Here is a 22521-nt window from a genome sequence, read left to right as displayed (position 1 = left end):
TGCTCCACCTTCTCCTCGTCGGATGCCGTGTAACTGATGAGGTCAGTCGACTCATGTTCCGCGCGCGATGTCGGGGACGGACGAGGTCCATGATTCGAGGAAGTGAACGCTGCGGTCTCGAGCGTCGGTGATCAATGAGTGCGTCACCCACTGATCCTTGTGTCGTGAGGCGCCGCGAAGGAGGTCTCCTCTCGTAATTCCGGTGGCCAAGAACAGGACGTTGTCCCCGGAAATCAGATCATCGGTGAGCAGGACGCCTTCCAGGTCATGCCCTGCATCCAGGGCGCGCTGTCGCTCATCGTCGTCGCGGGCAGTCAACTTCGCCTGAATGACGCCTCCCATGCTCTTGATCGCGCAGGCCGCGAGAACTCCCTCGGGCGTTCCGCCGATGCCCAGTAGCAGATCCACGCCGCTACCCTCGCGGGCAGCCGCAATCGCTCCCAGCACATCGCCATCGGCGATGAGCTTGATTCGGGCGCCAGCGTCGCGCACCTCTTCGATGAGGGCGGCGTGCCGGGCCCGGTCCAGGATTGCCACCGTGACGTCGCCAGGTGCGATGTGAAGGGCTTGGGCTACCCGGCGGACGTTCTCACGTGGCGGCGCTGTGATGTCGACGACGTCTGCTGCCCCGGCTCCAACGACGAGCTTATCCATATAGAACACCGCGGACGGGTCGAACATGCTCCCCCCCTCAGCAACGGCGAGCACAGAAACGGCGTTCTCCACGCCGTGCGCGGTCAGGCGGGTCCCGTCAATGGGGTCCACGGCAATGTCGCAAGCTGGCCCGTCCCCGTTTCCCACCGCCTCCCCGTTGAACAACATTGGCGCGTCGTCCTTCTCGCCCTCACCGATGACGACGCGGCCCGACATCGGCATAGTGCGGATCGCCTGCCGCATGGCCCTCACGGCGGCGCCGTCGGCGTGGTTCTTGTCGCCGCGTCCCACCCACTCGTTTGCCGCGATCGCGGCCGCCTGGGTTACGCGGGCCAGTTCCAGCTGAAGACCTGGGGCGAGCCATGGGTCCTCGGGGTGATAGGCCAGGGGATGAGTCTCGAAGGGGACGTGGTCGGTCGCGAGGGATGACCCGGGGGATGAGGACGAGTCGCTCACTGCTGCCTCCTACTGAAGTTCCGGGCCGCTCCGGCGGCCGGTCGAGTGGGGTGCGGAGTTTGCCTGTTTTCGCGCATGTCCCACTAGCGATGCGCGAAAGTCTGCAGCTAGGGTCTGGTCGCGTCAATGCTCGTTCGCCCAATGATTCAAGGAGAATGCGTAACGATGCGCGAAAAGGCGCATCCGCATTTTGGGGGTCGTCAGATGGATGTCAGTGAACGGCGGCGCGGCATCGTCGAGCTTGCCGTGCGCGAGGGATACGTAGAGGCCAATCGCTTGGCTCACGAACTGGGGGTCAACATCTCGACCGTGCGTCGAGATCTGGACGTGCTCGCGAGCGACGGATTGTTGCGCCGGACCCACGGCGGAGCGAGACCTACCGCCGGCCTTGCAGTTGATGTCCCGTACGCGCAGAAGGTGCGGGAACGGTCGACTGAGAAGGCTGCGATCGGGCTCCGTGCCGCTGAGGACGTCCGGGACGGCGATACGGTCATGCTCGACAGTGGCTCGACCACGTACCAGGTGGCGGTTGCGCTGCGCCAAAAGTGTCTGACCGTCATCACCAACGACTTGCGCATCGCCAAGTTCGTTTCTACGGATCCCGCCGCCCGGCTCCTGGTGACGGGGGGCGAGCTGTTGGGCTCGGTGTTCACTTTGGTCGGGCACCACACCACATCTTTCTTGGAGTCGTACGCAGCGGACTGGGCATTTCTGGGAGCCGACGCGGTAGACGTGCGCGCCGGGATCACCAACACCAACACCTTCGAGGTTCCCATCAAGCGCGCCATGTTGGCCGCAGCGCACAAGACTGTGGTGGTCACAGACAGTACGAAATTTGGACTGACCGCCTTAGCCAGGGTGGCCACCCTCGGTGAGGTGGACGAAATCGTCACCGATGGGGGACTTGATGCTGAAGTAGCCGAGACGTTCGGCAGCCAGATCGTGTATGCAAGGGTCGGTGAAGCGTGACGGCTCTGCACGTCATGAGCCGGGGAACGCGCTCAGATGAAGCTCAGCCCTCCGCGGGTGACGTGGTCGAGACGAAACCCGACAGGTCGTCCCCGCTCAAGCCCCACCGTTAGCACGATCGCCGCGAGCCCTTCGACGCCCGCCGCGGCCGGAAAGGCCTCTCAGCCCCGGCTGGCCCGCGTCGTCGCGATCTCGCCTCACGAACAACTGTCCGCTCTTCATTGCAATGCCGTTCGCTCCGTATCGACGGAGATCGTTGTCTGGAAAGGAACCTTCTGTGATGCATCTTGGACTCGTCGGCCTCGGGAAGATGGGCGGGAACATGCGCACCCGCCTGCGGAACGGCGGCCACACGGTGGTGGGCTACGACCGGAACCCGGAGGTGTCCGATGTGGCGAGCCTCGAGGAGCTGGTCGAGAAGCTGCCGTCCCCCAAGGTCGTGTGGGTGATGGTCCCGCACGGCGACCCGACCCGCGAGACCGTCCGCGCGCTGGGTGGGCTGCTCGGCGAGGGTGACCTCGTCGTCGACGGCGGCAACTCCCGGTGGACCGACGACCGGGTCAACGCCGACCTGCTCGCCGAGCGGGGCGTCGGCTTCGTCGACTGTGGGGTCTCCGGTGGGGTGTGGGGGCTGGAGAACGGCTACGCGCTGATGTGCGGGGGCTCCGACGAGGACGTCGCCAAGGTCCAGCCGGCCTTCGACACGCTCAAGCCCGAGGGCGACTCCGGGTTCGTGCACGCCGGCCGGGCTCCGGGCGCGGGCCACTTCGCCAAGATGGTCCACAACGGCATCGAGTACGCGATCATGCAGGCCTACGCCGAGGGCTTCGAGCTGCTCGAGAAGGTCGACCTGGTCGAGAACGTCACCGAGATCTTCGACTCCTGGCGCGAGGGCACCGTCATCCGCTCCTGGCTGCTCGACCTGCTCGTCGCGGCGCTCCAGGACGACAGCCACCTCGACAAGATCGCCGGCTACGCCGAGGACTCCGGCGAGGGGCGCTGGACCATCGAGGCCGCGATCGACAACGCGGTGCCGCTGCCCGCTATCACCGCCTCGCTGTTCGCGCGCTTCCTGTCGCGCCAGGACGAGAGCCCCGCGATGAAGGCGGTCGCCGCCATGCGCAACCAGTTCGGCGGTCACGCCGTACGCACCGGGCCGCCGCCCGGCGACGCGGACGCGGCCGACGGCCCCGCCGCCGCGAAGGGCTAGTGTCGTGCGTCATTAGTTCGTTGACAGTGTGGGATGATGGCGTATGCCATCACCTGCACTGGAACTGAGCGAGGAAGACCGCGCGACGCTCGCGTCGTGGACCAGGTCGCGCACGCTTGCGGCCGGTCGTGCCGAGCGGGCCCGAATCGTGTTGGCCGTGGCCGATGGCGCCGGCACCACGGCGGTGGCCCGGCAGGTCGGGGTCTCGCGTCCCACGGTGATCAAGTGGCGCGACCGGTTCGCCGCCCACGGCCTGCCCGGCCTGGAGGACGAGGAACGCTCGGGGCGACCGAAGAGCGTCGATGATGCCGCGATCATCGCGACCACACTGGAGCCGCCGCCGGCCAAGCTCGGCGTCACCTCGCGGCTGCTGGGCAGGCAGCTGGGGATCGGCGATGCCACCGTGGCCCGGGCCTGGCGCAAGTACGGCGTCAAACCCTGGCGGCGCGAGACGTTCAAGTTCTCCACCGACCCCGAGCTGGAGGCCAAGGTCCGCGACGTCGCCGGGCTCTATCTCAATCCACCGGAGAAGGCGGTGGTCCTGTGCGTGGATGAGAAGTCCCAGATCCAAGCCTTGAATCGCACCGCCCCGATCCTGCCGCTGCGCCCCGGACTGCCGGAGAAGGCGACCCACGACTACAAGCGCAACGGCACCACCACGCTGTTCGCGGCCCTGGAGGTCGCCACCGGCAGAGTGGTCGACCAGTGCTACGACCGGCACGGCAAGGCCGAGTTCCTCGACTTCCTCAATAAGGTCGCCAAGGCCTACCCCCGCCGGGAACTGCACGTGGTGCTGGACAACTACCACACCCACAAACACGACGACATCAACCAGTGGCTCGCCAAGCACCCGCGGATCACGCTGCACTTCACCCCGACCAGCGGCTCCTGGCTGAACCTGGTGGAGGTCTTCTTCGGGATCATCACCCGCCAAGCCATCCGGCGCGGATCCTTCGACAGCGTCAAACAACTCGTCGGCGCGATCCGCACCTTCATCGACGGCTGGAACGAACGCTGCCACCCCTTCATCTGGACCAAGACCGCCGACGAGATCCTGCCCCACGCCACCCGTAAACCAACTTCAGACGCGTGACACTAGCCGCCGCTTGTACGTCTCGCACCTGGTCCTGCACGACTTCCGCTCGTACGCCGCCGCCGACGTCCCGCTCGAGGCGGGCGTGACGGCCTTGGCCTCGAACCGCAAGGCGGGAACCTGCCGCAGGGCGCGGCGCGGCCGCAATTCACAACTCCGCCCGCAGGGCTGCTTCCAGCTGCAGCTGCAGGGCAAGTCGGTGGCCCGGCTCATCGAGCGGTACGTCCACCAGCTCGGTGAGCCGACGCATTCGGTGGCGCAAGGTGTTTGGATGCACGTGCAGGTCCATCGCGGCCCGACGCGGGTCACCCGGCCGAGCCAAGAAGGCGCGCAGCGTGCTCACGTAGCGGGTCCCGTGTGCTCGGTCGTGCTGGTGGAGCAGGGCAACCGGCCCTTCTAGCCCCCCGCCGTGCAGCTCACCCTCGACCGCGGACACCGCCCGGTGCAGGGTGAGTACCGGCCAGGCGTCCTCGTACGCGGTGGCGGCACCGAGCCGGGTCTGCACGGCCAGCAGCTCAAACGCATCGGCGCGAGAAGAGGCCAACGCCGCGACTGTGCTCGCCGGTCGGCCGGCGAGTGCACGTATACCCGGATCGTCGCGGTGGGTCTCCTCAACGATTCTGCGCAACGACGGCCAGCTCTCCCTAACACCCTTCTCCGCGACCAGCGCCACCACGACACCATCGAGGTCTACGGCATGCGGCCGGACCCACCCGTGGCGTCGGAAGGTCGCCAGCCACAGCTCCACGTCATGCTCGACGTCGCGGCCCGACGGCTGCCCGGTGAGCAGAGCAACCCGCCAAGGTGGCTCGCCGAGCGCCAGGGCCGGATCGGCTGTCGGGCGGCGCAGCACCTCTCGCAGGGCCTCTGCAGTACCGCGCCGTTCCACCTCGGCCTGAGCGCGGAGCCGGAGTAGGTGTAGCGCGAGCACCGAGGCGGCGTTGCGCAGTTCGTGGAGGACAGCTGGGGCGGGTATCTCCTCGACCACGAGCCAGAGGGAGCCCAGCCACTCCTCACCCGCACGGACCGGAACGACGAGCCGCGGTCGCCCGAGGTCGGGACCGGCCGGGATCAGGAACGGCTCGTTGGACCGGGCCAGTCGACGGAAGACGCCGAGGGCACGGAAATGGGCGACCAGTTCGGGGGGAACCCGTCGGCCAACGATGGTGGAGAGCCGCGCGGGGTCGGTGGCGCCCTGTCCAGAGGAGTAGGCGAGCACTCGGGAGCGGTTGTCCTCGACGGTGACCGGGGCGTCGGCAATCGCCGCGACGGTGTCGGCGAGGCCGAACAAGTCGTTGTGCACGCCGGCGTCGCCCGCAGTGGGTGCCGCTGGCCCGAGGGCCCGGTCGATGACCGCGCGCAGTAGCCAGACGACGTGTGCCCAGGCCACGGCGTCCCGGAGGGCGACCAGCGGCAGCCCGCGAGCTTGGGCGGCCGTAGACGCCGCCTCGTGACGGGCGGCGGATTCGCGGAGCACCAGGCCGACGGCGCCGGCGTCAGCGCAGCGGTCCACCAGGGTTCCCAGGTCGCCTCCGGCCCCGATGGCGAGCACCAGGTCGCCCGGCGCACCGAGCGCGGCGGCCCCCGGCTCCGCCAGGAACACGTCGTCGACCGGGCGGGACTCACCGGGAACGACGAGTTCGAAGACAGCCGGTCCCACCGCACTCACTACGTCGTGGATCGAGATCACCCCAGCATTGTGCCCGGCGGACAATCCGCACGTCTAACGGTGGCCGGGAAGCACCATGACGAGCGACATTCGGCGAAGGATTATGGTGAGCATGGACACATCGAGACGCTCTCCTGAGCACGTCGTGGTCGTCGGCTCCGGCATGGTCGGCCTCGCCACCGCCTGGTTCCTCCAGGAGCGGGGGGTGAACGTCACCGTGCTCGACCGGACGGGGGTCGCCGCCGGCTCTTCGTGGGGCAACGCCGGCTGGCTCACTCCCGGCTTGGCGACTCCTCTCCCCGAACCGGCGGTGCTGAAGTACGGAGTCCGGGCGGTCGTCAGTCCGGCTTCCCCCGTCTACGTGCCCCCGTCCGCGAACCCGCGCCTGCTCTCCTTCCTCTTCCGGTTCGCACGGAACAGCACCATGCGCCGCTGGCAGATGGCCATGGGCGCGCTGGTGCCGATCAACCGGCTCTCGCTCGAGAGCTTCGACGTTCTCAGAGAGGGCGGGGTCGGCGTCCCGACCTACGAGGCGAAGTCGTTCTTGGCCGCCTACCGCACCGAGGGCGAGCGCGAGAACCTCCTCAGCGAGGTCAAGCACATTCACGCCGCCGGCCAGGGCCTTGAGTACGAAGTGATCACCGGCGCCGAGGCCCGTGAGATCGAGCCGTCGTTGTCTGAGGCGGTGGGCGCCGGAATCCGGCTCTACGGCCAGCGCTTCATCGACCCCGGGAGCTATGTAGCCGCCCTCGCCGAGTCCGTGCTGGCCCGCGGCGGGCGGATCCTCAGCGGCGTGCACGTGCGCGACGTCGTCGACACGGGGTCGCAGGTCGCGGTGGCCGGCGAGCACTACGACGCCGTGGTGCTCGCGACCGGTGCGTGGTTGGGCGACCTCGCTCGCCGCTTCGGGGTGCGGACCGTGATTCAAGCCGGTCGCGGTTACAGTTTCAGCGTGCCGATCGAGCACGTTCCGCACGGGCCCGTGTACTTCCCGTCGCAGCGCGTTGCGTGTACGCCGATCGGGGACCGCCTGCGGGTCGCTGGGATGATGGAGTTCCGCGCGCCTGATGCGCAACTGGACCGCCGTCGGATCGAGGCGATCGTGGATGCAGCTCGGCCGTTGCTTCGAGGTGCGGACCTCGACGACCGCCGGGACGAGTGGGTCGGCTCCCGGCCTTGCACCCCGGATGGGCTGCCGCTCATTGGCGGCACGACGTCGTCCAGGGTCTACGTGGCCGGCGGCCACGGCATGTGGGGCGTCACGCTCGGCCCTGCGACCGGACGGCTTCTCGCAGAGACGATCGTCACCGGTCAGCGGCCTGCGGAACTTACCCCGTTCGACCCCCTGCGTTGACTCTGTAGTCACGGACAGCGACCGAGCCACCGACACCTGACCCCCCATTTGTGGCCAGCGCCCCTGCCAGGTTCGGTCGCGAGCGTGGGTACAACGCACATCGCTTCACTGCCATCCTGCGACCTCGCAGCATCGACGCCAGAAAGCACAGTGACACCATGGGTTCGCATTTCGTATACGACTTCGCCGACGGTAATAAAGACCAGAAGGACCTGCTCGGTGGCAAGGGCGCCAACCTCGCTGAGATGACCAACATCGGCCTGCCGGTTCCGCCCGGATTTATCATCAGCACCGACGCCTGCCGCGCCTGGATGGAGTCCGGGAGGGAACCTGCTGGACTGGCCGATGAGGTCACCGAGCACCTGACCCGGCTGGAGCGCACGATGGGCAAGCAGCTCGGTCAGGCCGACAACCCCCTCCTCGTCGCGGTTCGGTCCGGGGCGAAGTTTTCGATGCCTGGGATGATGGAGACGGTTCTCAACGTCGGACTCAACGACGAATCCGTGCAGGGGCTGGCGGACAGTGCCGATGACGATCGGTTTGCTTGGGACTCCTACAGGCGCCTGCTGTCGATGTTCGGCGCAACGGTGCTCGGCGTGGAATCGTCGGTCTTCGGCGAGGCGTTGGACGACCACAAGCACCGGCTAGGCGTCAAGGACGACACCGACCTCACCGCCGACGACCTGCGCGATCTGGTGGCGACGTACAAGGGGCTCATTCGCGAGCACACAGGGCGCGATTTCCCGCAGGAGCCACGCGAGCAGCTCGACCTGTCCATCGCGGCGGTTTTCGATTCATGGAACACCGACCGGGCACGTCTCTACCGACGCCAGGAGCGGATTCCCGACGATCTCGGCACCGCCGTCAACGTGGTTTCCATGGTGTTCGGCAACCGCGGCCCCGGCTCGGGGACGGGGGTGGCCTTCACCCGCAACCCGGCGACCGGTGAGCAGGGAGCCTACGGTGACTACCTCGAAAACGCCCAGGGTGAGGACGTGGTCGCCGGCATCCGCAACACCCTCTCGCTGGCAGAGCTCGAACGGATCGACAAGACATCGTTCGACAGCTTGCTGGCCATCATGGAGAAACTCGAGAACCACTACCGCGACATGTGTGACATCGAGTTCACCATCGAAGGCGGCAAGCTCTGGATGCTTCAGACGCGGGTGGGCAAGCGCACTCCGCAGGCGGCGTTCCGCATCGCCCGACACATGGTCGCCGAGGGGCTGATCAGCCCGGCGGAGGCGCTGCAGCGGGTAACCGGCCAGCAGCTCGCGCAGCTGATGTTCCCGCGCTTCGACGAGTGTGCCGACAAGGACCTGCTCGCCACTGGCATGGGCGCGTCGCCGGGTGCCGCCGTGGGCAAGATCGTGTTCGACTCCGCGACCGCCGTCGAGTGGGCCGGCCGGGGCGAGGACGTCATCCTGGTGCGCAAGGAGACCAACCCCGACGACCTCCACGGCATGGTCGTCGCCCGCGGCATCCTGACCAGCCGCGGCGGCAAGACCAGCCACGCCGCCGTCGTCGCCCGGGGCATGGGACGGACCTGCGTCTGCGGCGCAGAGTCGCTCAACGTCGACGTCCGGGCGCGCAAGCTCAGTGTCCGAGACGGGCGCACGCTCTGTGAGGGCGACGTCATCTCCATCGACGGGACGACCGGTGAGGTGTTCCTGGGCGAGGTCCCCGTCAGTGATGCGCTCGTCGTGCGGCACTTCGAGGGCGAGCTGGACGACGACGCCGACGACCTCGTGGGGGCGGCCGCCGAGATGATGACATGCGCCGACGACGCGCGCCGCCTACGGATTCGCGCGAACGCCGACACCCCGCAGGACGCCGCCCGGGCACGCCGCTTCGGCGCCGAGGGCATCGGCCTGTGCCGCACCGAGCACATGTTCCTCGGCGACCGGCGCCAGCTGGTCGAGGACCTCATCGTCGCCGACGACGAGGCCGGCCAGCGGGCCGCGCTCGACGCGCTGCTGCCGCTGCAGCGCCAGGACTTCACCGAGATCCTCGAGGCGATGGACGGCTTTCCGGTCACCATCCGGCTCATCGACCCGCCGCTGCACGAGTTCCTCCCCGACCTGACCGAGCTGTCGGTACACGTCGCCCGCCAGGAGGACGCCGGCGCGGTCGATGAACGCGACCGGGTCCTGCTCCAGCACGTTCGCCGGCTGCACGAGGTGAACCCGATGCTCGGCCTGCGCGGTGTCCGGCTCGGCATCCTCATCCCCGGCCTGTTCGAGATGCAGACCCGGGCGATCCTCGAGGCAGCGGCGGACCGCAAGGACGCCGGCGGAGACCCGCGCCCGGAGATCATGATCCCGCTCGTCGCGAGCGTCCGCGAGCTCGAGGTCGTGCGCCGCCGCATCGAGGCGGTCGCGGCGGAGGTGGCCGAAGAGCGCGGCGAAGTGCCCCACAAGATCGGCACCATGATCGAGCTGCCACGGGCCGCGCTCCTCGCCGATCGGATCGCCAAGTCGGCCGACTTCTTCTCCTTCGGCACCAACGACCTGACCCAGATGACCTGGGGCTTCTCCCGTGACGACGTAGAGTCCTCGTTCTTCTCGACCTACCTGGACAACGGCATCTTCGACGTGTCCCCCTTCGAGTCGCTCGACACCCTTGGCGTCGGCTCACTCGTGCGCCTCGGAACGGAGAAGGGCAGAGCCACCCGGGCGGACCTGCACATAGGGGTTTGCGGTGAGCACGGCGGCGACCCGAGCTCGATCCACTTCTTCGACGAGTTGGGGCTTGACTACGTATCTTGCTCGCCCTTCCGGGTTCCGGTGGCCCGGTTGGAGGCAGGCCGGGCGGCGATAGCGCGGGGAGGTCCGATGCCGTCCGTGGGTGCCTCGGAACCACAATGCCCTTGACTCACGAACCGTGATCAAGCTCCTCTACTCAGACCGTCATGGCGTTGAGTTCGGGTTCGGGACTCACCTTCCCCTCGACGACCATCGTCGGCGCATGTAGGCGCTACGAGCCGTCGCTGGGTGGGGCACCACCGTCGAGGCGTGCATTGTCGACGGCCTCAAGTGCGTCGCCTGCGACCGTTCTGGGTCACATCGGTGGAGCATGGCAAGACTGACGAGTCACCGTCGCTCGGCGACCGTGTCGGCCCGGTGCGACGCGGGTTGGCCCGGGAGCTGCTGCGCCGAGAAGTGACGACGATGGCGGACCACTATCGGGGCGGACATGGCCCTGGGTGGCGGGCTCATCGGCCGACCCACCGTGTTGCCCGGAGGCGGTCCGTTACCGGCGTGCGCATCCCGAACTGGTGAAGTTCCGACGGGCACGCCGGCAGTGCTGCGGCCAGTGGTCCTGCGGCGCACTCGAAGTTGCGCGGCAGGCGAGCGGCCGACCGGCGAGTACGGAACCATGTCCGTTTTCACCGTGCACCACTGGCGTCGACGAGCCATGCCGACTAGCCGGTCACGGGTCCATCGGCCTACGTGAGGCTCAAAGCGCACGGAGACGGCAGGACGTGCCCGCGAAGTCGGTGGGTAAGCAGGTTAGGGCCGGGGGAGTCCTCGGCCAGGTCCGCCTTCTGCTCCAGAATCATGCCCTCTAAGCCCTGTTGGAGGCATCTGGTCTGATGCAGCGGCGAACTTTGCTCGCTGACCTACCCATCTGTGCGAACGAGTCCCACGCTCCTGTCACGAGAACGCGAACAGCTTTTACTTCGATCTCCAGGAGAGGTCAGCCACCCGCGAACGGCGGCAGCAGCTCCACCGTGTCGCCGGGACGGAGTACGACGGTCGCCGGGTCGGACCTACCCGTCGGACGATCACCCACGAGCACCGAGCACACGGACACGACGTCCTTGAGCCGCGGCCGGTCGGCGTGGCGGGCGACCACCTCCCCCAGCAGCTCGGAGAGCGTCAGGGGGCCGGGCACAATCTCCTTGTCAACGCCGGCGGCGGCCCGAGCCCCCGCCCAGTACCGGACGAGGACCCCGTTTTCGACTGCGTCGTTCCCGACTCCTCCAGTAACCATGGCGGCATTCTGCCTCATCGCCTCGACCCGCGGCGGGGGGTAGGCAGAGGCTGCAGTCGGAGTGGTCCACTCCACGCCGTACTCGGCCAGCGGTCCGCGGCCAACTCCCGCGCTTGGTCGCAGGTCACAGCGGACCTTCTGCCAGCCTGGCATGGGGCAGGAGTCGCAAGCGGTTTCGAAAAAGGGCAACCAGGGGACTGAGCTCGACAATGGTCGACAGAGGCCGCCGCCGCCGTTAGTGCACATTGCACTGATTTCCGCAGGCGCACCACCGGATGCACCTTCCCAGAGTCGATCGCCCTCACTACGCTCGACGCACGACCAACGCCGCCCGACCGAGTACCGACGGGTCTGGCTAGGTCGGGCCCCTGGGGCTAATCAGTCCCGGGCAATTTGTCGAGCAAGATTCGATCGCGCAAGGAGGCATCCGGATGGGTTCGCGTAGTGGCAAGGTGGGCTTGCTGATATTCAGCTCGACCCCTCCCGAGGAGCTCGCCAGTGTGGCGCGCAGTGTCGAACAGGCCGGATTCGATGAGGTGTGGATCCCCGAGGACTACTTCTTCATCGGAGGGCCGACGAGCGCTGCGATCGCTCTCGGAGCGACCGAGAAGATTCCGGTCGGCATCGGGGTCCTCTCGTCCGTGGTGCGTCATCCAGCGGTCACCGCGATGGAGGTCGCCACGCTCGCTCGGGCGTATCCGGGACGGATCACCCTGGGAATCGGTCATGGCGTTCCCGTCTGGGTCGCCCAGATGGGGCTCACGCCGAAGTCGCCCCTCGGCGCGCTGCGGGCGGCCGTGCAGACGATCGATGAACTGCTCAGCGGCAACGCAGTGTCGGGGGAGCACGGGCCGTTCGCCTTCGACGGTGTCAAGCTCGTCCACCCCGCCACCGAACCCGTGAAGCTCATGACCGGGGTCATCGGGCCGAAGTCGCTCGAGCTGTCCGGTGAGATCGCGGATGGGACGGTCATGAGCGTTATCGCCGGTGCCCGTTACCTGGAGTACGCGCGCGGCCACATCGCCACGGGCGCCGCCCAGTCTGGGCGTGAGGCGGAAGCGCACGAGGTTCCGGTCTTTGCCATTTACCACGTCGACACTGACGGCGCCAAGGCGCGCGCAACTGCTCGCGAGGCCCTCGCCTTCTACCTGCAGGCAGTTGGCCCTACTCCGATGACGGGGGTGTACGGCATCAACGACGAGCTTCAGGCTCTGCTGGCCCTTGGTGACCTCGCCAAGATCGCCGAGAAGATCCCCGAGGAATGGCTCGACTGGTTCACGGTCGCCGGCACCCCCGAGGAGTGCGTGGCGAGGATCGCCGACCTGCACGAGGCTGGTGCCACGAGTGTCATTCTCTCGCCGTACCCGCCTGACGATGTGTCGCGGATGGTCGAGCTGACCGCCGCTGAGGTTCTTCCCGCGGCTCGGGAGAAGGGATGAGCCGGCACGTCAAGAACTGCACCCCGCGCATGTGAACACGGAACGATCGGCAAGCGGTTCACCCCAGCACCTGAACACGACTGGCCATGCGTCAGTCCATCAAGTGACGAAGTCACCCCCTCCATCCCTATCCCGTTCCAGGGAGGTCGTCTTGACAACCACAGCCGAACCGACAAGCACAGCCGTACCCCCAAAAGGCAAGTACACGGGCACGTCCCACTTGCGCACGGAGGACGCCCGACTGCTCAGTGGGCATGCCCAGTTCATCGATGACATCGCGGTCCAGCGCATGGCGGAGGGGGCAATTCTTCGCAGCCCCCTCGCCCATGCGCGAATCGTGAGCATCGACGTCTCGGAGGCCAAGGCGTTGCCTGGCGTCTACGACGTCATCACCGGGGCTGACCTCGCAGGAGTCGCGGGGCCCATGCCCGTCATCTGGCGTCCGATCCCGGATCAGCGCATCGCCCCCGCGCCGGCCCTCGCTCAGGACACCGTCCGTTGGGTGGGCCAGGGCGTGGCCGCCGTCGTCGCCGAGAACCGCTACATCGCCGAGGACGCGCTGGAACTGATCGATGTCGACTACGAGCCGCTTCCCGCGATCCCCGACCTGGACGACGCCCTCGCAGAAGGCGCCCCCCGGATCTTCGAGGACTGGGCCGACAACATCTCCGGTTCCCTGACCCTGACGAACGGGAATGCCGCTGCCGCGTTCGAGGAGGCGGATGTCGTCGTCTCCGGCAGCTTCCGACACCACCCCTCCTACGCGTGTCCGATCGAGACCCGCGGCTGCATCGCCGACTTCGATGCCTACTCCGGCAAGCTCAGCCTGTGGCTCAACACCCAGGCGCCGAACCTGGCGCGAGAGATGTTCGCCGAAGTACTGGGGATCGACGTCAGCAAGGTTCGTGTGCGTGCTCCAGAGCTGGGCGGCGGGTTCGGCCTGAAGTTCGACTTCTACCCGGATGAGATCGTGGCTTCGGTCCTCTCCAAGCGGACCGGCCGCCCGGTCAAGCTCATCGAGGATCGCCGTGAGAGCTTCTTCGCCTCGTCCCGGTCGCGCGACATGCGCCACGACTTCGAGATGGCGCTGCGCTCGGACGGGACGATTCTCGGCCTGCGCGGCACGGCTTACGGGCTCCTGGGTGGTGCCTTCGGAACGGTGGGCTCCGGCCCCCAGTGGGCCTCGGTGCTCAACACCTCGGGGCCGTACAAGATTCCCAACCTCGACCTGACCATCAAGTCGGTCGTCACGAACCGCTCCCCCTACGGGTCCTACCGTGGCTGGGGAGTGCCGAAGGGCAACATCGTCCACGAACGGCTCATCGAGTTCGCTGCCCGGGCGCTCAACATGGACCGGATGGAGATCCGGCGCAAGAACTTCCCGACTCCGGAGGAGTTCCCCTTCTTCACCGGATCGGCGTTCACCTACGACAGTGGTAGGTACAGCGACTGCATGGATCTCTGCATGCAGGCAGTCAAGGATGCCGGGTGGGAAGAGCGCAAGGCACAGGCCAAGGCGGAGGGCCGCTCGCTCGGCATCGGCTACGGCTTCCATGTGGAGGTGGGTGCGTACGGGCCCAGCCGGATCCTCAACATGGTCGGTCTGGATCACTCCGGCTTCGATGAGGTCACCGTCCGGATGGACTCCGCCGGGAAGGTCACGGTGTTCTCGGGCCAGATTCCCATGGGGCAGGGCACCCACACCGTCTACGCCCAGATGACCGCCGATGGTCTCGGCATCCCGATCGAGGACGTCACCATCGTCACGGGGGACACCGATTCCTGTCCCTACACGGGCTACGGCACAGGAGCCAGCCGCGGCCTCACCCTGGGCGGAGCGGCGATCATCAACGCGACCGGTCGCCTGAAGGACAAGCTCACCCGGATCGCGGCGAGCATGCTCGAGGCCAACCCGGACGACATCGAGGTCGAAGAGGGTCGGTTCACCGTCAAAGGAACGTCGGCCAAGGGTGTCACGACTGCCGAAATCGGCCGCGCCGCCTATCGCAACCTCCACGGGGTGCTCCCCGAGGGTGAGACTCCGACTCTGGAGGAGGTCGATGTCTTCGACCCCACCAACATGACCACGTCCAACGGGTGCACCGCACTTCTCGTCGAGGTGGACCGCGAGACCGGCCAGGTCCAGCTGCTCGATTGCATTCAGGCCCACGACGCAGGGGTGATCGTCAACCCCATGCTGGCCGACGGGCAGATAGCTGGTGGGCTCGCACAGGCGTTCGGTGGCGGCCTCTACGAGGAGTTCGTCTACGACGAGGAGGCCCAGCTTCGCACCGCGAGCTTCATGGACTTCCTCCTGCCCACGGCTTCAGAGATCCCTCCGTTCACCTTTCTGCACCAGGAGACTCCTGCCCCGCACATCCCGGGCGGCATGAAGGGCCTCGGGGAGGGCGGAACCATCGCTGGAGTGTCGGTCGTCGCAAGTGCCATCGACGATGCGTTGAGCGACCTCGGCGTCGCGGTTCAGGAGTTTCCGATGTCGCCACCCCGGCTCCTCGAGCTCATTCAGGAAGCCTCGGCGACGCCCGGAACCGATGCTAGCGAAGGAGCCAACGCACGATGAAGATTCCCCCGCTCAAGTACCTACGCCCCCAGACCCTCGACGAGGCCATCGGCGCGCTACGGGAGCACGGCGACGAAGCGAAGGTCCTCGCCGGCGGCCAGAGCCTCATCCCCCTCATGAGCTTCCGGCTGGCCAACCCGTCCGTCCTCGTCGACGTGACCCAGGTGTCGGGCCTCAGCAGCGTGAGTCGCGAGAACGGTCATGTCGTCGTCGGTGCGGCGACCCGGATGCGCGCCGTCGAGCGCCACGATGAGATCAGGGCAGCGGTTCCCCTCATCCCGCCTGCGCTGGCACATGTCGGACACGCGGTGATCCGCAACCGCGGCACTGCGGGCGGCAGCATCGCCCACGCCGACCCGGCGGCCGAACTGCCCACCGTGCTGACCGCCCTGGGTGGCAGTGTGGTCGCGCAGGGTCCAGGGGGTCGCCGCGAGCTGCTCGCCGAGGAGTTCTTCATCGGACCCCTGACAACTGCACTCGCCGAGGACGAGGTGCTCACCCAGGTGCGCTTCCCCGTCGTGCCTGCCGGGACCGGCGTTGGCGTCGAGGAGCTGGCCCGCCGCCACGGCGACTTCGCGATCGCCCTTGCCGTGGCGGCGATCCACATCGACACCGCCGGACGGATCGACCTTGCCCACGTCGGCGTGGGGGGACTGGACCAGGTTCCCCGACGGCTCCGCAACGTCGAGGCGTTGCTCGTGGGGCAGGAGGCATCCGACGAGGTCGTCGCTACAGCGGCGTCCCAGACAGCCGACGCAATCAAGCCGAGTGACGACGTGCACGCATCAGCGACCTACCGGCGACAGGTCGCCGGTGTCGTCGTCGCGCGCGCTGTGAAGAAGGCCATCGCCAATGCCAGGGAGGTATCGCAATGAGTGAGCAGCAGACGGTCACGGTTACGGTGAACGGCCAGACCTACCAGCGACAGTGTGAATCGAGGATCACCCTCGCGGACTTCCTCCGCCAGAACTGTGGTCTCACGGGGACGCACCTGGGTTGCGAGCACGGTGTCTGTGGCGCCTGCACCATTCTCATCGACGGCGTCACCGCCCGCTCCTGTCTGACGCTCGCGGTCCAGGTCGACGGCGCTGAGATCAAGACAGTGGAGGGTCTGGCGCCAGCAGGCGAGCTCAGCCCACTCCAGAAGGCATTCCGGGCCAACCACGGTCTGCAGTGCGGGTTCTGCACACCCGGAATGCTGATGTGTGCCACAGAGCTCCTCGCCGAGAACCCCAACCCAACTGCCGAAGAGGTGCGCAGAGGCATCTCGGGGAACCTGTGCCGATGCACCGGTTATGACTCCATCGTGAAGTCAGTGCTGTCGGCGGCCGAAGCGACCGCGAATCCGGACGAAGAGAAGGTGTCATGAAGTTCACCAACGAGATCGTCGTGGCGGCCGGGCGGGAGCGGGTCTGGGAGCTCTTCCAGGACGTCCACGCGGTCGTCCCTTGTCTACCGGGTGCCGAAGTCACCGGGCAGGATCCCGATGGCACCGTGCACGGACTCATGAAGTCCAAGCTGGGACCGCTGTCCTTGACCTTCGCCGGGAAGGCGACCCTCACCTACGATGAGTCCGCCTCGACGGTGACCATCGACGGCTCCGGCGTCGACAAGCGAGGCGGGAGCCGAGCAAAGGTGACGGTGGTCGCCCGGCTACATCCGCAGGGGGACTCCACGCGGGTGACGCTCGACTCAGACCTGACCTTGTCCGGCAAGGCTGCACAGTTCGGGCGCACGGGACTGATCGAGGAGGTGGCCGGCCGCATGCTGCAGGAGTTCGCCTCCTGCCTGGAGTCCAAGATGGCGGCTGGGACCGCCGAGCAGGCGGCCGCAATCACGGCCGCCCCCCCGAACAGCATGAGGCTGCTCATGGCCTCGCTCGTCGCGTGGGTCCGGAAGAAGTTCGCACGCCGTGCACAGGGGAACCGTCGCCAAGAGTCGCAGTCGGCGGCCTGACCGGCATCGCTGGACCGAGAGGAAACAAGAATGCAGATCGGCTACAAGGCCTCGGCCGAGCAGTTCGGCCCCCAGGAACTCGCTGACTACGCGGTGCTCGCCGAACAGGTTGGCCTGGACTCCGTCATGATCTCCGACCACTTCCAGCCGTGGCGCCTCACGGGCGGGCACGCGCCCAGCGCGCTCGCGTGGATGCCATGGGTGCTCGCTCGTACGGAGCGAGTACTCGTCGGCACCTCGGTCCTCACCCCGACCTTTCGCTACAACCCGTGCGTCATCGCGCAGACGTTCGCGACGATGGGTTGCCTGGCCCCAGGCAGGGTCATGCTCGGTGTCGGTTCGGGGGAGGCGCTCAACGAGATCGCGGTTGGGTCGGTAGCAGATGGTGCCTGGCCGGACTTCAAGGAGCGATTCGGCAGGTTGCGGGAGGCGGTTCACCTGATCCGGGCCCTCTGGAGTGAGGATGAGGTCACCTTCGACGGCGACTACTTCCGGACCGTCGGGGCGCGGGTGTACGACCGGCCGAAGCAGGCTCCTGCGGTTTACATCGCTGCTGGGGGACCCATGGTGGCGCGATATGCCGGCCGTGTGGGTGACGGCTTCATCTGCACCTCGGGCAAGGGAGCTTCCCTCTATTCAGAGCAACTTCTGCCCGCGGTAGCGGAGGGGCGGGAGAAGGCGGGCCGACCCGATGAGCCGATCGACCGCATGATCGAGATGAAGATCTCCTATGACCGCGATCCCGTGCGGGCCGCGGAGAACTGTCGATTTTGGGCGCCTCTCTCGCTCAGCGCAGAGGAGAAGCACTCGATCACCAGCCCACACGAGATGGAGGCGGCTGCGGACCGCTTGCCGTTGGAGACCGTGACGAAGCGCTGGATCGTCACCTCCGATCCAGCCGAGGTGGTCGCCCGGGTCAAGGAATACACCGATCTTGGGTTCAACCATCTGGTGGTCCACGGACCCGGCCATGACCAGGAACGATTCCTGACCAGCTTCGCCGAGGACGTCGTGCCGGACCTGCGTCAGCTCGTCCCGAACACCACCCGGAACGAATGAAGGGTGCTGGCATGCCACCAGTGAACCCCGCCGGCTGGCAGGAGCGAAGCCTCACCGGCCCCCATGGCCGCTTGCGCGTGTGGTCGTCCGGGGTGGACGAGGGAGGATCTCCGGTCCTTCTCGTTCACCCCATCAACACCCAGGGCGAGATCTGGGATCGAGTCGTTGCCCTTCTCGGACCGGGACGGCGCTACGTCATGCCAGACCTTCACGGTCACGGAGGCTCGGACGCCGACGGTGGCTTCGGGCTGCAGGAGTGGACTGATGACCTGCGCGTCGTCATAGACGAGGTGGTCGGCGACGATCCGTTCCACGTGGTGGGCGGCTCTCTCGGTGGGACGCTCGCAGTCTGCATCGCGGCGGCGTACCCCGGGCGCGTGCTGTCCCTGACGGCGGTGGGATCCTCTCTCTATTTCGACAGCATCGAAGTCGAGGAGGTCCTGGCGACCTTCGACCGGTTGGGGATTCCGGGGACCTTCGAGGAGGTCTTCCCGACTCTGACGTTTGCGCCGGGATGCTCGACCGAGATCATCGACCGCGGTCTCGAGCTCGCCAATCACAACAACGTGGAGACCGTCAAACGCATCTGGTACGCCACGATCACGAGCAGCGCAGTGGACCTTGCCCCACAGGTGCACTGTCCGAGTCTTGTCATCACCGGGGAGCTGGACGCCACCTGTCCTGTCCCCTTGGGGCTCGAGATGGCGCGGGCACTGGGTACGGAGCACGTCGTCCTGCCCGGTATCGGCCATCTTCCGATGCTCGAGTGCCCGCCCCGTGTCGCCGCGCTCGTCGGCGCCCATCTTGAACGTCACGACAGGCCCGCCAGGGTCACGGCATGACCTACTCGATTCTCCTGCGGGACGCGGAGACCGGTGACCTCGGCGTCGCCGTGCAGTCGCACTTCTTCGCCGTTGGTCGGTTCGTTCCCTGGGCCGCCGCAGGAATCGGGGTTGCCGTCACCCAATCGGTTGTCGAGCCGGCATACGGCCGGGACGGTCTCCAGCTTCTCGACGATGGTGTCTCTCCCGGGGAGGCCCTGGCCGCGCTCCGTGATCGTGACCCGGGTCACGAGACCAGGCAGGTGGCGATCATGGACGCCACTGGCCAGGTGGCTGCGTTCACCGGAGCGAAGTGCATCCCCTGTGCCGGGCACGTGGCCGAGCAGGGAGTGAGCGTGCAGGCCAACCTCGTGGAGTCAGAACAGGTGTGGCTCGCCATGTCGGAGGCGGCACGGCAACCGGGCAGCCTGGCTCGCCGACTACTCCTCGCGCTCCGCGCAGCGGAGGCGGCCGGCGGCGACATCCGCGGTCGGCAGTCCGCTGCCCTCCTGGTCGTACGGGGCACTGCGAGCGGACGGATGACCGATGACATGATCGTCGACCTCCGGGTGGACGACGCCCCGGACCCTCTTGCCGAGCTCGAACGCCTGTTGGTGCACCACGAGGCGTTCGGTGGCTTTCTTGCCCTCCTCGAGACCGAAGGCCTCTTCGCTGGACCGTTCACCGCCGCACCCGAGGTCGTGGAGGCGGCCGTGTCCGCGCTGACGCGGGCGGAACGCGCCCTGGGCCGCGAGAACGTCGAGCCCACGGTGTGGCGGGGCCTCCTGCATGCCCGAGCTGGTGATGACGAGCAGGCCCGCGAGGCGTTCGCGGCGGCCGGCTCGGTCGAGCCGCGGACTCCCGAATTCGTCCGGCGACTGGGCGCAGCCGGGATGTGGCCCGACGACCCGAACGCATTGGCGGCCCTTCTGGGGCCGATCACCTGAGACACAGATTCGCATCGTTGACGACACACGGAATGGAGACGACATGTCTGAGCAACAGGATCGGGAGGCGATCCTCGAACTGCACCGCACGTGGTGGGAGGCCAACCACAGGCTGGTCATCCCCGAGATGCAGTCCGTCTTCCCTTCAGGTGATGCCTACCTCATGTTCAACCTGAACGGGCATCCCTACTTCGGACTGGAGGAGAAGACGAAGCTCTGGGAGCACTACCAGGGCCAACTCGACATAGTCGAGTACCCCGAACTCCAGGTCATGCGGCTGACGGTCTCGGGCGACATGGCGTGGCTCGCCTGCGAGGGCATTTTTCCGGTGCGGGCCACCGGCGCGGATGGCCTCGGCAGCGAGAGTGTCAAGGTCGGCGACGGCATCGATCGGATGCACCTCCGGGCCACCGAGATCTACCAACGCAACGACGGAGACGGCAACCCCAAGTGGAAAATGTGGCATTTCCACTGCTCACCCATGCCGCCCAGCGACGAGCCGCGGCCGGGTCTGGGCGGGTCCCAGAAGGAGCGGGGCATCGGTGGCGGGCCGGGAATCACCCCCGTGCGAGTCACCAGGACCGGTTCCCGCGACTGAACGTGGCTCGGTCGCTCTGCCCGCGCTGGAGCCGCCTCCGCGCAGCAGGGTAGCCGCGGCGCCAAGGGGCGTCGCGGCTACCGCTGCGGGCTGAGCATGATCGACCTGGACCGGCAGGCGAGGTGCACGAACAGTCGCTGGTCCGGGTCTTCGAGGTCGACATCGAGCAGGTCGACGGCACGCTTCAGACGCGCGCGCACTGCATTGCGGTGTAGATGCATCACCTCGGCGGTGCGCGAGATGGAGCCGCCGCAGTCGAGGTACGCGCCCAGAATCTCCACCGTCCCGGAGCGCCTGCTTCGAGGCAGGCTGTCGAGAGGCGCGAACAAGGCGTCGATCGACTTCTGCACGGTGGGGGAGCCATACCACTCGACGACCGTGGTCCGGATGCCCACCGCATCGAAGCTGATCGGTGTGTCGACGCGCCGCGTCGAGCGAGCGTGCGCCGCGGCGAGGTGGGCCTCGGTGGCACTGCCCGCCATTCCCGTCATTCCTTGGCGCACACTGCCGATGCCCACGTGGGCGCGGAAGTCCGGGACGGGCCGACGAAGGGCCTCGATGATCGCGGTGGCGCCGCGCTGCAGGCGGGGGCCGACCGTTTCCGGTGCGGCGCTCGGCGTCGAGAAGACCAGGAGTAGCGCCTTGGGGTCCTGGCCGACGTGCCACGTGCCGCCGAGCGCACGGGCAGCCGCCAGCGCGACACGTGCAAGACGTTCTCGGCGTTCGAAGGGGGGCTGATTCTCGTCTCCTCGCCCGGTCACGAACTCGAAGCGGATCACCGCGTGCCACTGGTCGATGGGGATGCCGAGCCGTTGAGCCACCGGGGCGAGCTCCTCACGTGTCCCGCTGTCCCCGCTGATGAGCTGGCGAAGCACCTCGCTTGCCGACAACAGTCGGTTGCGTTCGATCACCGCGCCACCGGTCAACTGTAGCGACATGCGCGAGAGCACGAGTTCGAGCAAGGTGTGGGCGTCGGGACCGTCCGGGCTCGCGGACAGGAAGTGTGGGCCGGAGGGTTCGCTGTAGACGACAGGTATGCCCAGGAGGCTCTCATCCTTCTGCTGGGGCGCCGGCCCCACGTCAATCTGCCAGCCGAGCAATCCGCTCACGGTCCTCGCGAGGCTCTCTGGATCGTTGGTCTCGGCCAGGCCGATCGCCCCGCACGCTCGTTGGACCCGTCCGATCGTCAGATGGAGCTCATCGACGAGCTGGAGCGCCAGTACGTGGAGAATCTTGTTCACGTCTCGTTCGCGGTGGAGACGCAGGAGGCCGAGGCCCGATTTGCGGCACAGGGCCCGTGCCGTCGTCGAGACGTGGCGATCGGAGTCGGCGATGACAGCAATGGCTGATGCCCCGCGGCTCAGTGCCCGGCGGACAGCCACGTCCAGCATGTAGGCCCCCATGTTCGCGGACAGAGTGGGGTCGAGCACCACCAGGGTCTGGGGACCGATCTCCTCGATCTCCTCGAGCTTGTCGACGAGACGCACTTCCTCGACTGTGGCGTCGGGGCGTCCCTCGAGCAGGTCGATCGAGCCGTGAACATCTTCCCCGAGCAGGCTGACGATCGAACCGAGGTTCGTCGATGGGACGTGCGCGGCCCGTGGCTCCACCATGGCCTCCTCCGGTAGCAGAATCCCTGCGGTCAAGCCCGGTGCGGACCGCACACCTTGGCTCTGTATTGCATGCATCATGCATACCCAAATGGGTGACTGACAAGTC

Annotated in this window: 18 protein-coding genes; 14 read left to right on the top strand and 4 right to left on the bottom strand. The window is 67.3% G+C overall.

Translation table 11 applies throughout. From position 1 onward, the window contains the following. Window positions 1-51 precede the first annotated feature (51 nt). Entirely contained in the window at window positions 52-1110 is a 1059-nt protein-coding gene (gene glpX, locus ACFPGP_RS05955; protein WP_465263250.1) for a class II fructose-bisphosphatase, read from the bottom strand. A 165-nt stretch (window positions 1111-1275) separates the two neighbouring features. On the opposite strand from glpX, the gene ACFPGP_RS05950 reads away from it, so the two are divergent. The 3 genes from ACFPGP_RS05950 (at window position 1276) to ACFPGP_RS05940 (ending at window position 4382) form a co-directional block, all read left to right on the top strand. Beyond that, window positions 1276-2079: a DeoR/GlpR family DNA-binding transcription regulator gene (locus ACFPGP_RS05950; RefSeq protein WP_378588222.1), complete on the top strand. Its 804-nt coding sequence runs from the start codon at window positions 1276-1278 to the stop codon at window positions 2077-2079. A 226-nt stretch (window positions 2080-2305) separates the two neighbouring features. After that, window positions 2306-3289: a phosphogluconate dehydrogenase (NAD(+)-dependent, decarboxylating) gene (gnd, locus tag ACFPGP_RS05945; protein ID WP_378588220.1), complete on the top strand. Its 984-nt coding sequence runs from the start codon at window positions 2306-2308 to the stop codon at window positions 3287-3289. A 43-nt stretch (window positions 3290-3332) separates the two neighbouring features. Next, window positions 3333-4382, top strand: a complete 1050-nt coding sequence (locus tag ACFPGP_RS05940; protein ID WP_378588219.1) for an IS630 family transposase — start codon at window positions 3333-3335, stop codon at window positions 4380-4382. Between the two features lie 148 nt (window positions 4383-4530). On the opposite strand, the gene ACFPGP_RS05935 is transcribed toward ACFPGP_RS05940, so the two are convergent. Then, a complete protein-coding gene (locus ACFPGP_RS05935; RefSeq protein WP_378588217.1) occupies window positions 4531-6072 on the bottom strand; it encodes a helix-turn-helix domain-containing protein in 1542 nt (513 codons plus the stop codon). An 82-nt stretch (window positions 6073-6154) separates the two neighbouring features. Between ACFPGP_RS05935 and ACFPGP_RS05930 the strand changes: the two genes are divergently transcribed. Both ACFPGP_RS05930 and ppdK read left to right on the top strand, forming a co-directional pair. Further along, the gene (locus tag ACFPGP_RS05930) at window positions 6155-7405 is read left to right on the top strand and encodes an NAD(P)/FAD-dependent oxidoreductase (RefSeq protein WP_378588215.1); all 1251 of its coding nucleotides are present in this window, start codon (window positions 6155-6157) and stop codon (window positions 7403-7405) included. A 158-nt stretch (window positions 7406-7563) separates the two neighbouring features. Next, on the top strand, window positions 7564-10278 hold the full coding sequence (ppdK, locus tag ACFPGP_RS05925) for a pyruvate, phosphate dikinase (protein WP_378588213.1): 2715 nt from the start codon (window positions 7564-7566) through the stop codon (window positions 10276-10278). 826 nt (window positions 10279-11104) lie between these two features. Here the strand turns inward: ppdK and ACFPGP_RS05920 are convergent. Continuing rightward, a complete protein-coding gene (locus tag ACFPGP_RS05920) occupies window positions 11105-11401 on the bottom strand; it encodes a MoaD/ThiS family protein (protein ID WP_378588210.1) in 297 nt (98 codons plus the stop codon). Between the two features lie 431 nt (window positions 11402-11832). Here ACFPGP_RS05920 and ACFPGP_RS05915 point away from each other — a divergent pair, with 431 nt between their 5' ends. The 9 genes from ACFPGP_RS05915 to ACFPGP_RS05875 are packed head-to-tail and all read left to right on the top strand — an operon-like array spanning window position 11833 to window position 20802. Further along, complete coding sequence (locus tag ACFPGP_RS05915) at window positions 11833-12840, top strand: LLM class flavin-dependent oxidoreductase (RefSeq protein WP_378588208.1); 1008 nt, start codon at window positions 11833-11835, stop codon at window positions 12838-12840. Window positions 12841-12871: 31 nt separating this feature from the next. Continuing rightward, window positions 12872-15421 (top strand): xanthine dehydrogenase family protein molybdopterin-binding subunit, encoded by a 2550-nt coding sequence (locus tag ACFPGP_RS05910; protein ID WP_378588206.1) that lies wholly within the window; start codon window positions 12872-12874, stop codon window positions 15419-15421. Then, window positions 15418-16296: an FAD binding domain-containing protein gene (locus tag ACFPGP_RS05905; protein WP_378588205.1), complete on the top strand. Its 879-nt coding sequence runs from the start codon at window positions 15418-15420 to the stop codon at window positions 16294-16296. Before ACFPGP_RS05910 ends, ACFPGP_RS05905 begins: the two co-directional genes overlap by 4 nt. Further along, the gene (locus ACFPGP_RS05900) at window positions 16293-16790 is read left to right on the top strand and encodes a (2Fe-2S)-binding protein (RefSeq protein WP_378588203.1); all 498 of its coding nucleotides are present in this window, start codon (window positions 16293-16295) and stop codon (window positions 16788-16790) included. Before ACFPGP_RS05905 ends, ACFPGP_RS05900 begins: the two co-directional genes overlap by 4 nt. Beyond that, window positions 16787-17377, top strand: coding sequence for an SRPBCC family protein (locus ACFPGP_RS05895; RefSeq protein ID WP_378588201.1), 591 nt, complete (start codon window positions 16787-16789; stop codon window positions 17375-17377). Before ACFPGP_RS05900 ends, ACFPGP_RS05895 begins: the two co-directional genes overlap by 4 nt. A 30-nt stretch (window positions 17378-17407) precedes the next feature. Next, window positions 17408-18436, top strand: coding sequence for a glucose-6-phosphate dehydrogenase (coenzyme-F420) (fgd, locus tag ACFPGP_RS05890; protein WP_378588198.1), 1029 nt, complete (start codon window positions 17408-17410; stop codon window positions 18434-18436). An 11-nt stretch (window positions 18437-18447) separates the two neighbouring features. Next, window positions 18448-19278 carry an alpha/beta fold hydrolase gene (locus ACFPGP_RS05885; protein WP_378588196.1) on the top strand — a complete coding sequence of 277 codons (831 nt, stop codon included), beginning with the start codon at window positions 18448-18450 and terminating at the stop codon, window positions 19276-19278. Continuing rightward, window positions 19275-20204: a DUF1028 domain-containing protein gene (locus tag ACFPGP_RS05880; protein ID WP_378588194.1), complete on the top strand. Its 930-nt coding sequence runs from the start codon at window positions 19275-19277 to the stop codon at window positions 20202-20204. The genes ACFPGP_RS05885 and ACFPGP_RS05880 overlap by 4 nt, the downstream gene beginning before the upstream one ends. A gap of 43 nt (window positions 20205-20247) precedes the next feature. After that, a complete protein-coding gene (locus ACFPGP_RS05875; RefSeq protein WP_378588191.1) occupies window positions 20248-20802 on the top strand; it encodes a YybH family protein in 555 nt (184 codons plus the stop codon). 77 nt (window positions 20803-20879) lie between these two features. Here the strand turns inward: ACFPGP_RS05875 and ACFPGP_RS05870 are convergent, their stop codons facing one another. Next, window positions 20880-22412 (bottom strand): PucR family transcriptional regulator, encoded by a 1533-nt coding sequence (locus tag ACFPGP_RS05870; protein WP_378588188.1) that lies wholly within the window; start codon window positions 22410-22412, stop codon window positions 20880-20882. Window positions 22413-22521: the final 109 nt, after the last annotated feature.

Source organism: Nocardioides taihuensis, from assembly GCF_042657275.1.
Classification (GTDB): domain Bacteria; phylum Actinomycetota; class Actinomycetes; order Propionibacteriales; family Nocardioidaceae; genus Nocardioides; species Nocardioides taihuensis.
Note: the sequence above shows the minus strand (reverse complement) of the source record. Positions and strands in the feature narration are given on the sequence as shown.

Bases quoted from the DNA above. Each gene is read 5' to 3' on its own strand.
- ACFPGP_RS05930 (WP_378588215.1), top strand. From the start codon at position 6,155: ATGGTGAGCATGGACACATCGAGACGCTCTCCTGAGCACGTCGTGGTC.
- ACFPGP_RS05915 (WP_378588208.1), top strand. From the start codon at position 11,833: ATGGGTTCGCGTAGTGGCAAGGTGGGCTTGCTGATATTCAGCTCGACC.
- ACFPGP_RS05950 (WP_378588222.1), top strand. From the start codon at position 1,276: ATGCGCGAAAAGGCGCATCCGCATTTTGGGGGTCGTCAGATGGATGTC.
- ACFPGP_RS05880 (WP_378588194.1), top strand. From the start codon at position 19,275: ATGACCTACTCGATTCTCCTGCGGGACGCGGAGACCGGTGACCTCGGC.
- ACFPGP_RS05895 (WP_378588201.1), top strand. From the start codon at position 16,787: ATGAAGTTCACCAACGAGATCGTCGTGGCGGCCGGGCGGGAGCGGGTC.
- ACFPGP_RS05940 (WP_378588219.1), top strand. From the start codon at position 3,333: ATGCCATCACCTGCACTGGAACTGAGCGAGGAAGACCGCGCGACGCTC.
- fgd (WP_378588198.1), top strand. From the start codon at position 17,408: ATGCAGATCGGCTACAAGGCCTCGGCCGAGCAGTTCGGCCCCCAGGAA.
- gnd (WP_378588220.1), top strand. From the start codon at position 2,306: ATGCCGTTCGCTCCGTATCGACGGAGATCGTTGTCTGGAAAGGAACCT.
- ACFPGP_RS05900 (WP_378588203.1), top strand. From the start codon at position 16,293: ATGAGTGAGCAGCAGACGGTCACGGTTACGGTGAACGGCCAGACCTAC.
- ACFPGP_RS05875 (WP_378588191.1), top strand. From the start codon at position 20,248: ATGTCTGAGCAACAGGATCGGGAGGCGATCCTCGAACTGCACCGCACG.
- ACFPGP_RS05905 (WP_378588205.1), top strand. From the start codon at position 15,418: ATGAAGATTCCCCCGCTCAAGTACCTACGCCCCCAGACCCTCGACGAG.
- ACFPGP_RS05920 (WP_378588210.1), bottom strand. From the start codon at position 11,401: ATGGTTACTGGAGGAGTCGGGAACGACGCAGTCGAAAACGGGGTCCTC.
- ppdK (WP_378588213.1), top strand. From the start codon at position 7,564: ATGGGTTCGCATTTCGTATACGACTTCGCCGACGGTAATAAAGACCAG.
- ACFPGP_RS05885 (WP_378588196.1), top strand. From the start codon at position 18,448: ATGCCACCAGTGAACCCCGCCGGCTGGCAGGAGCGAAGCCTCACCGGC.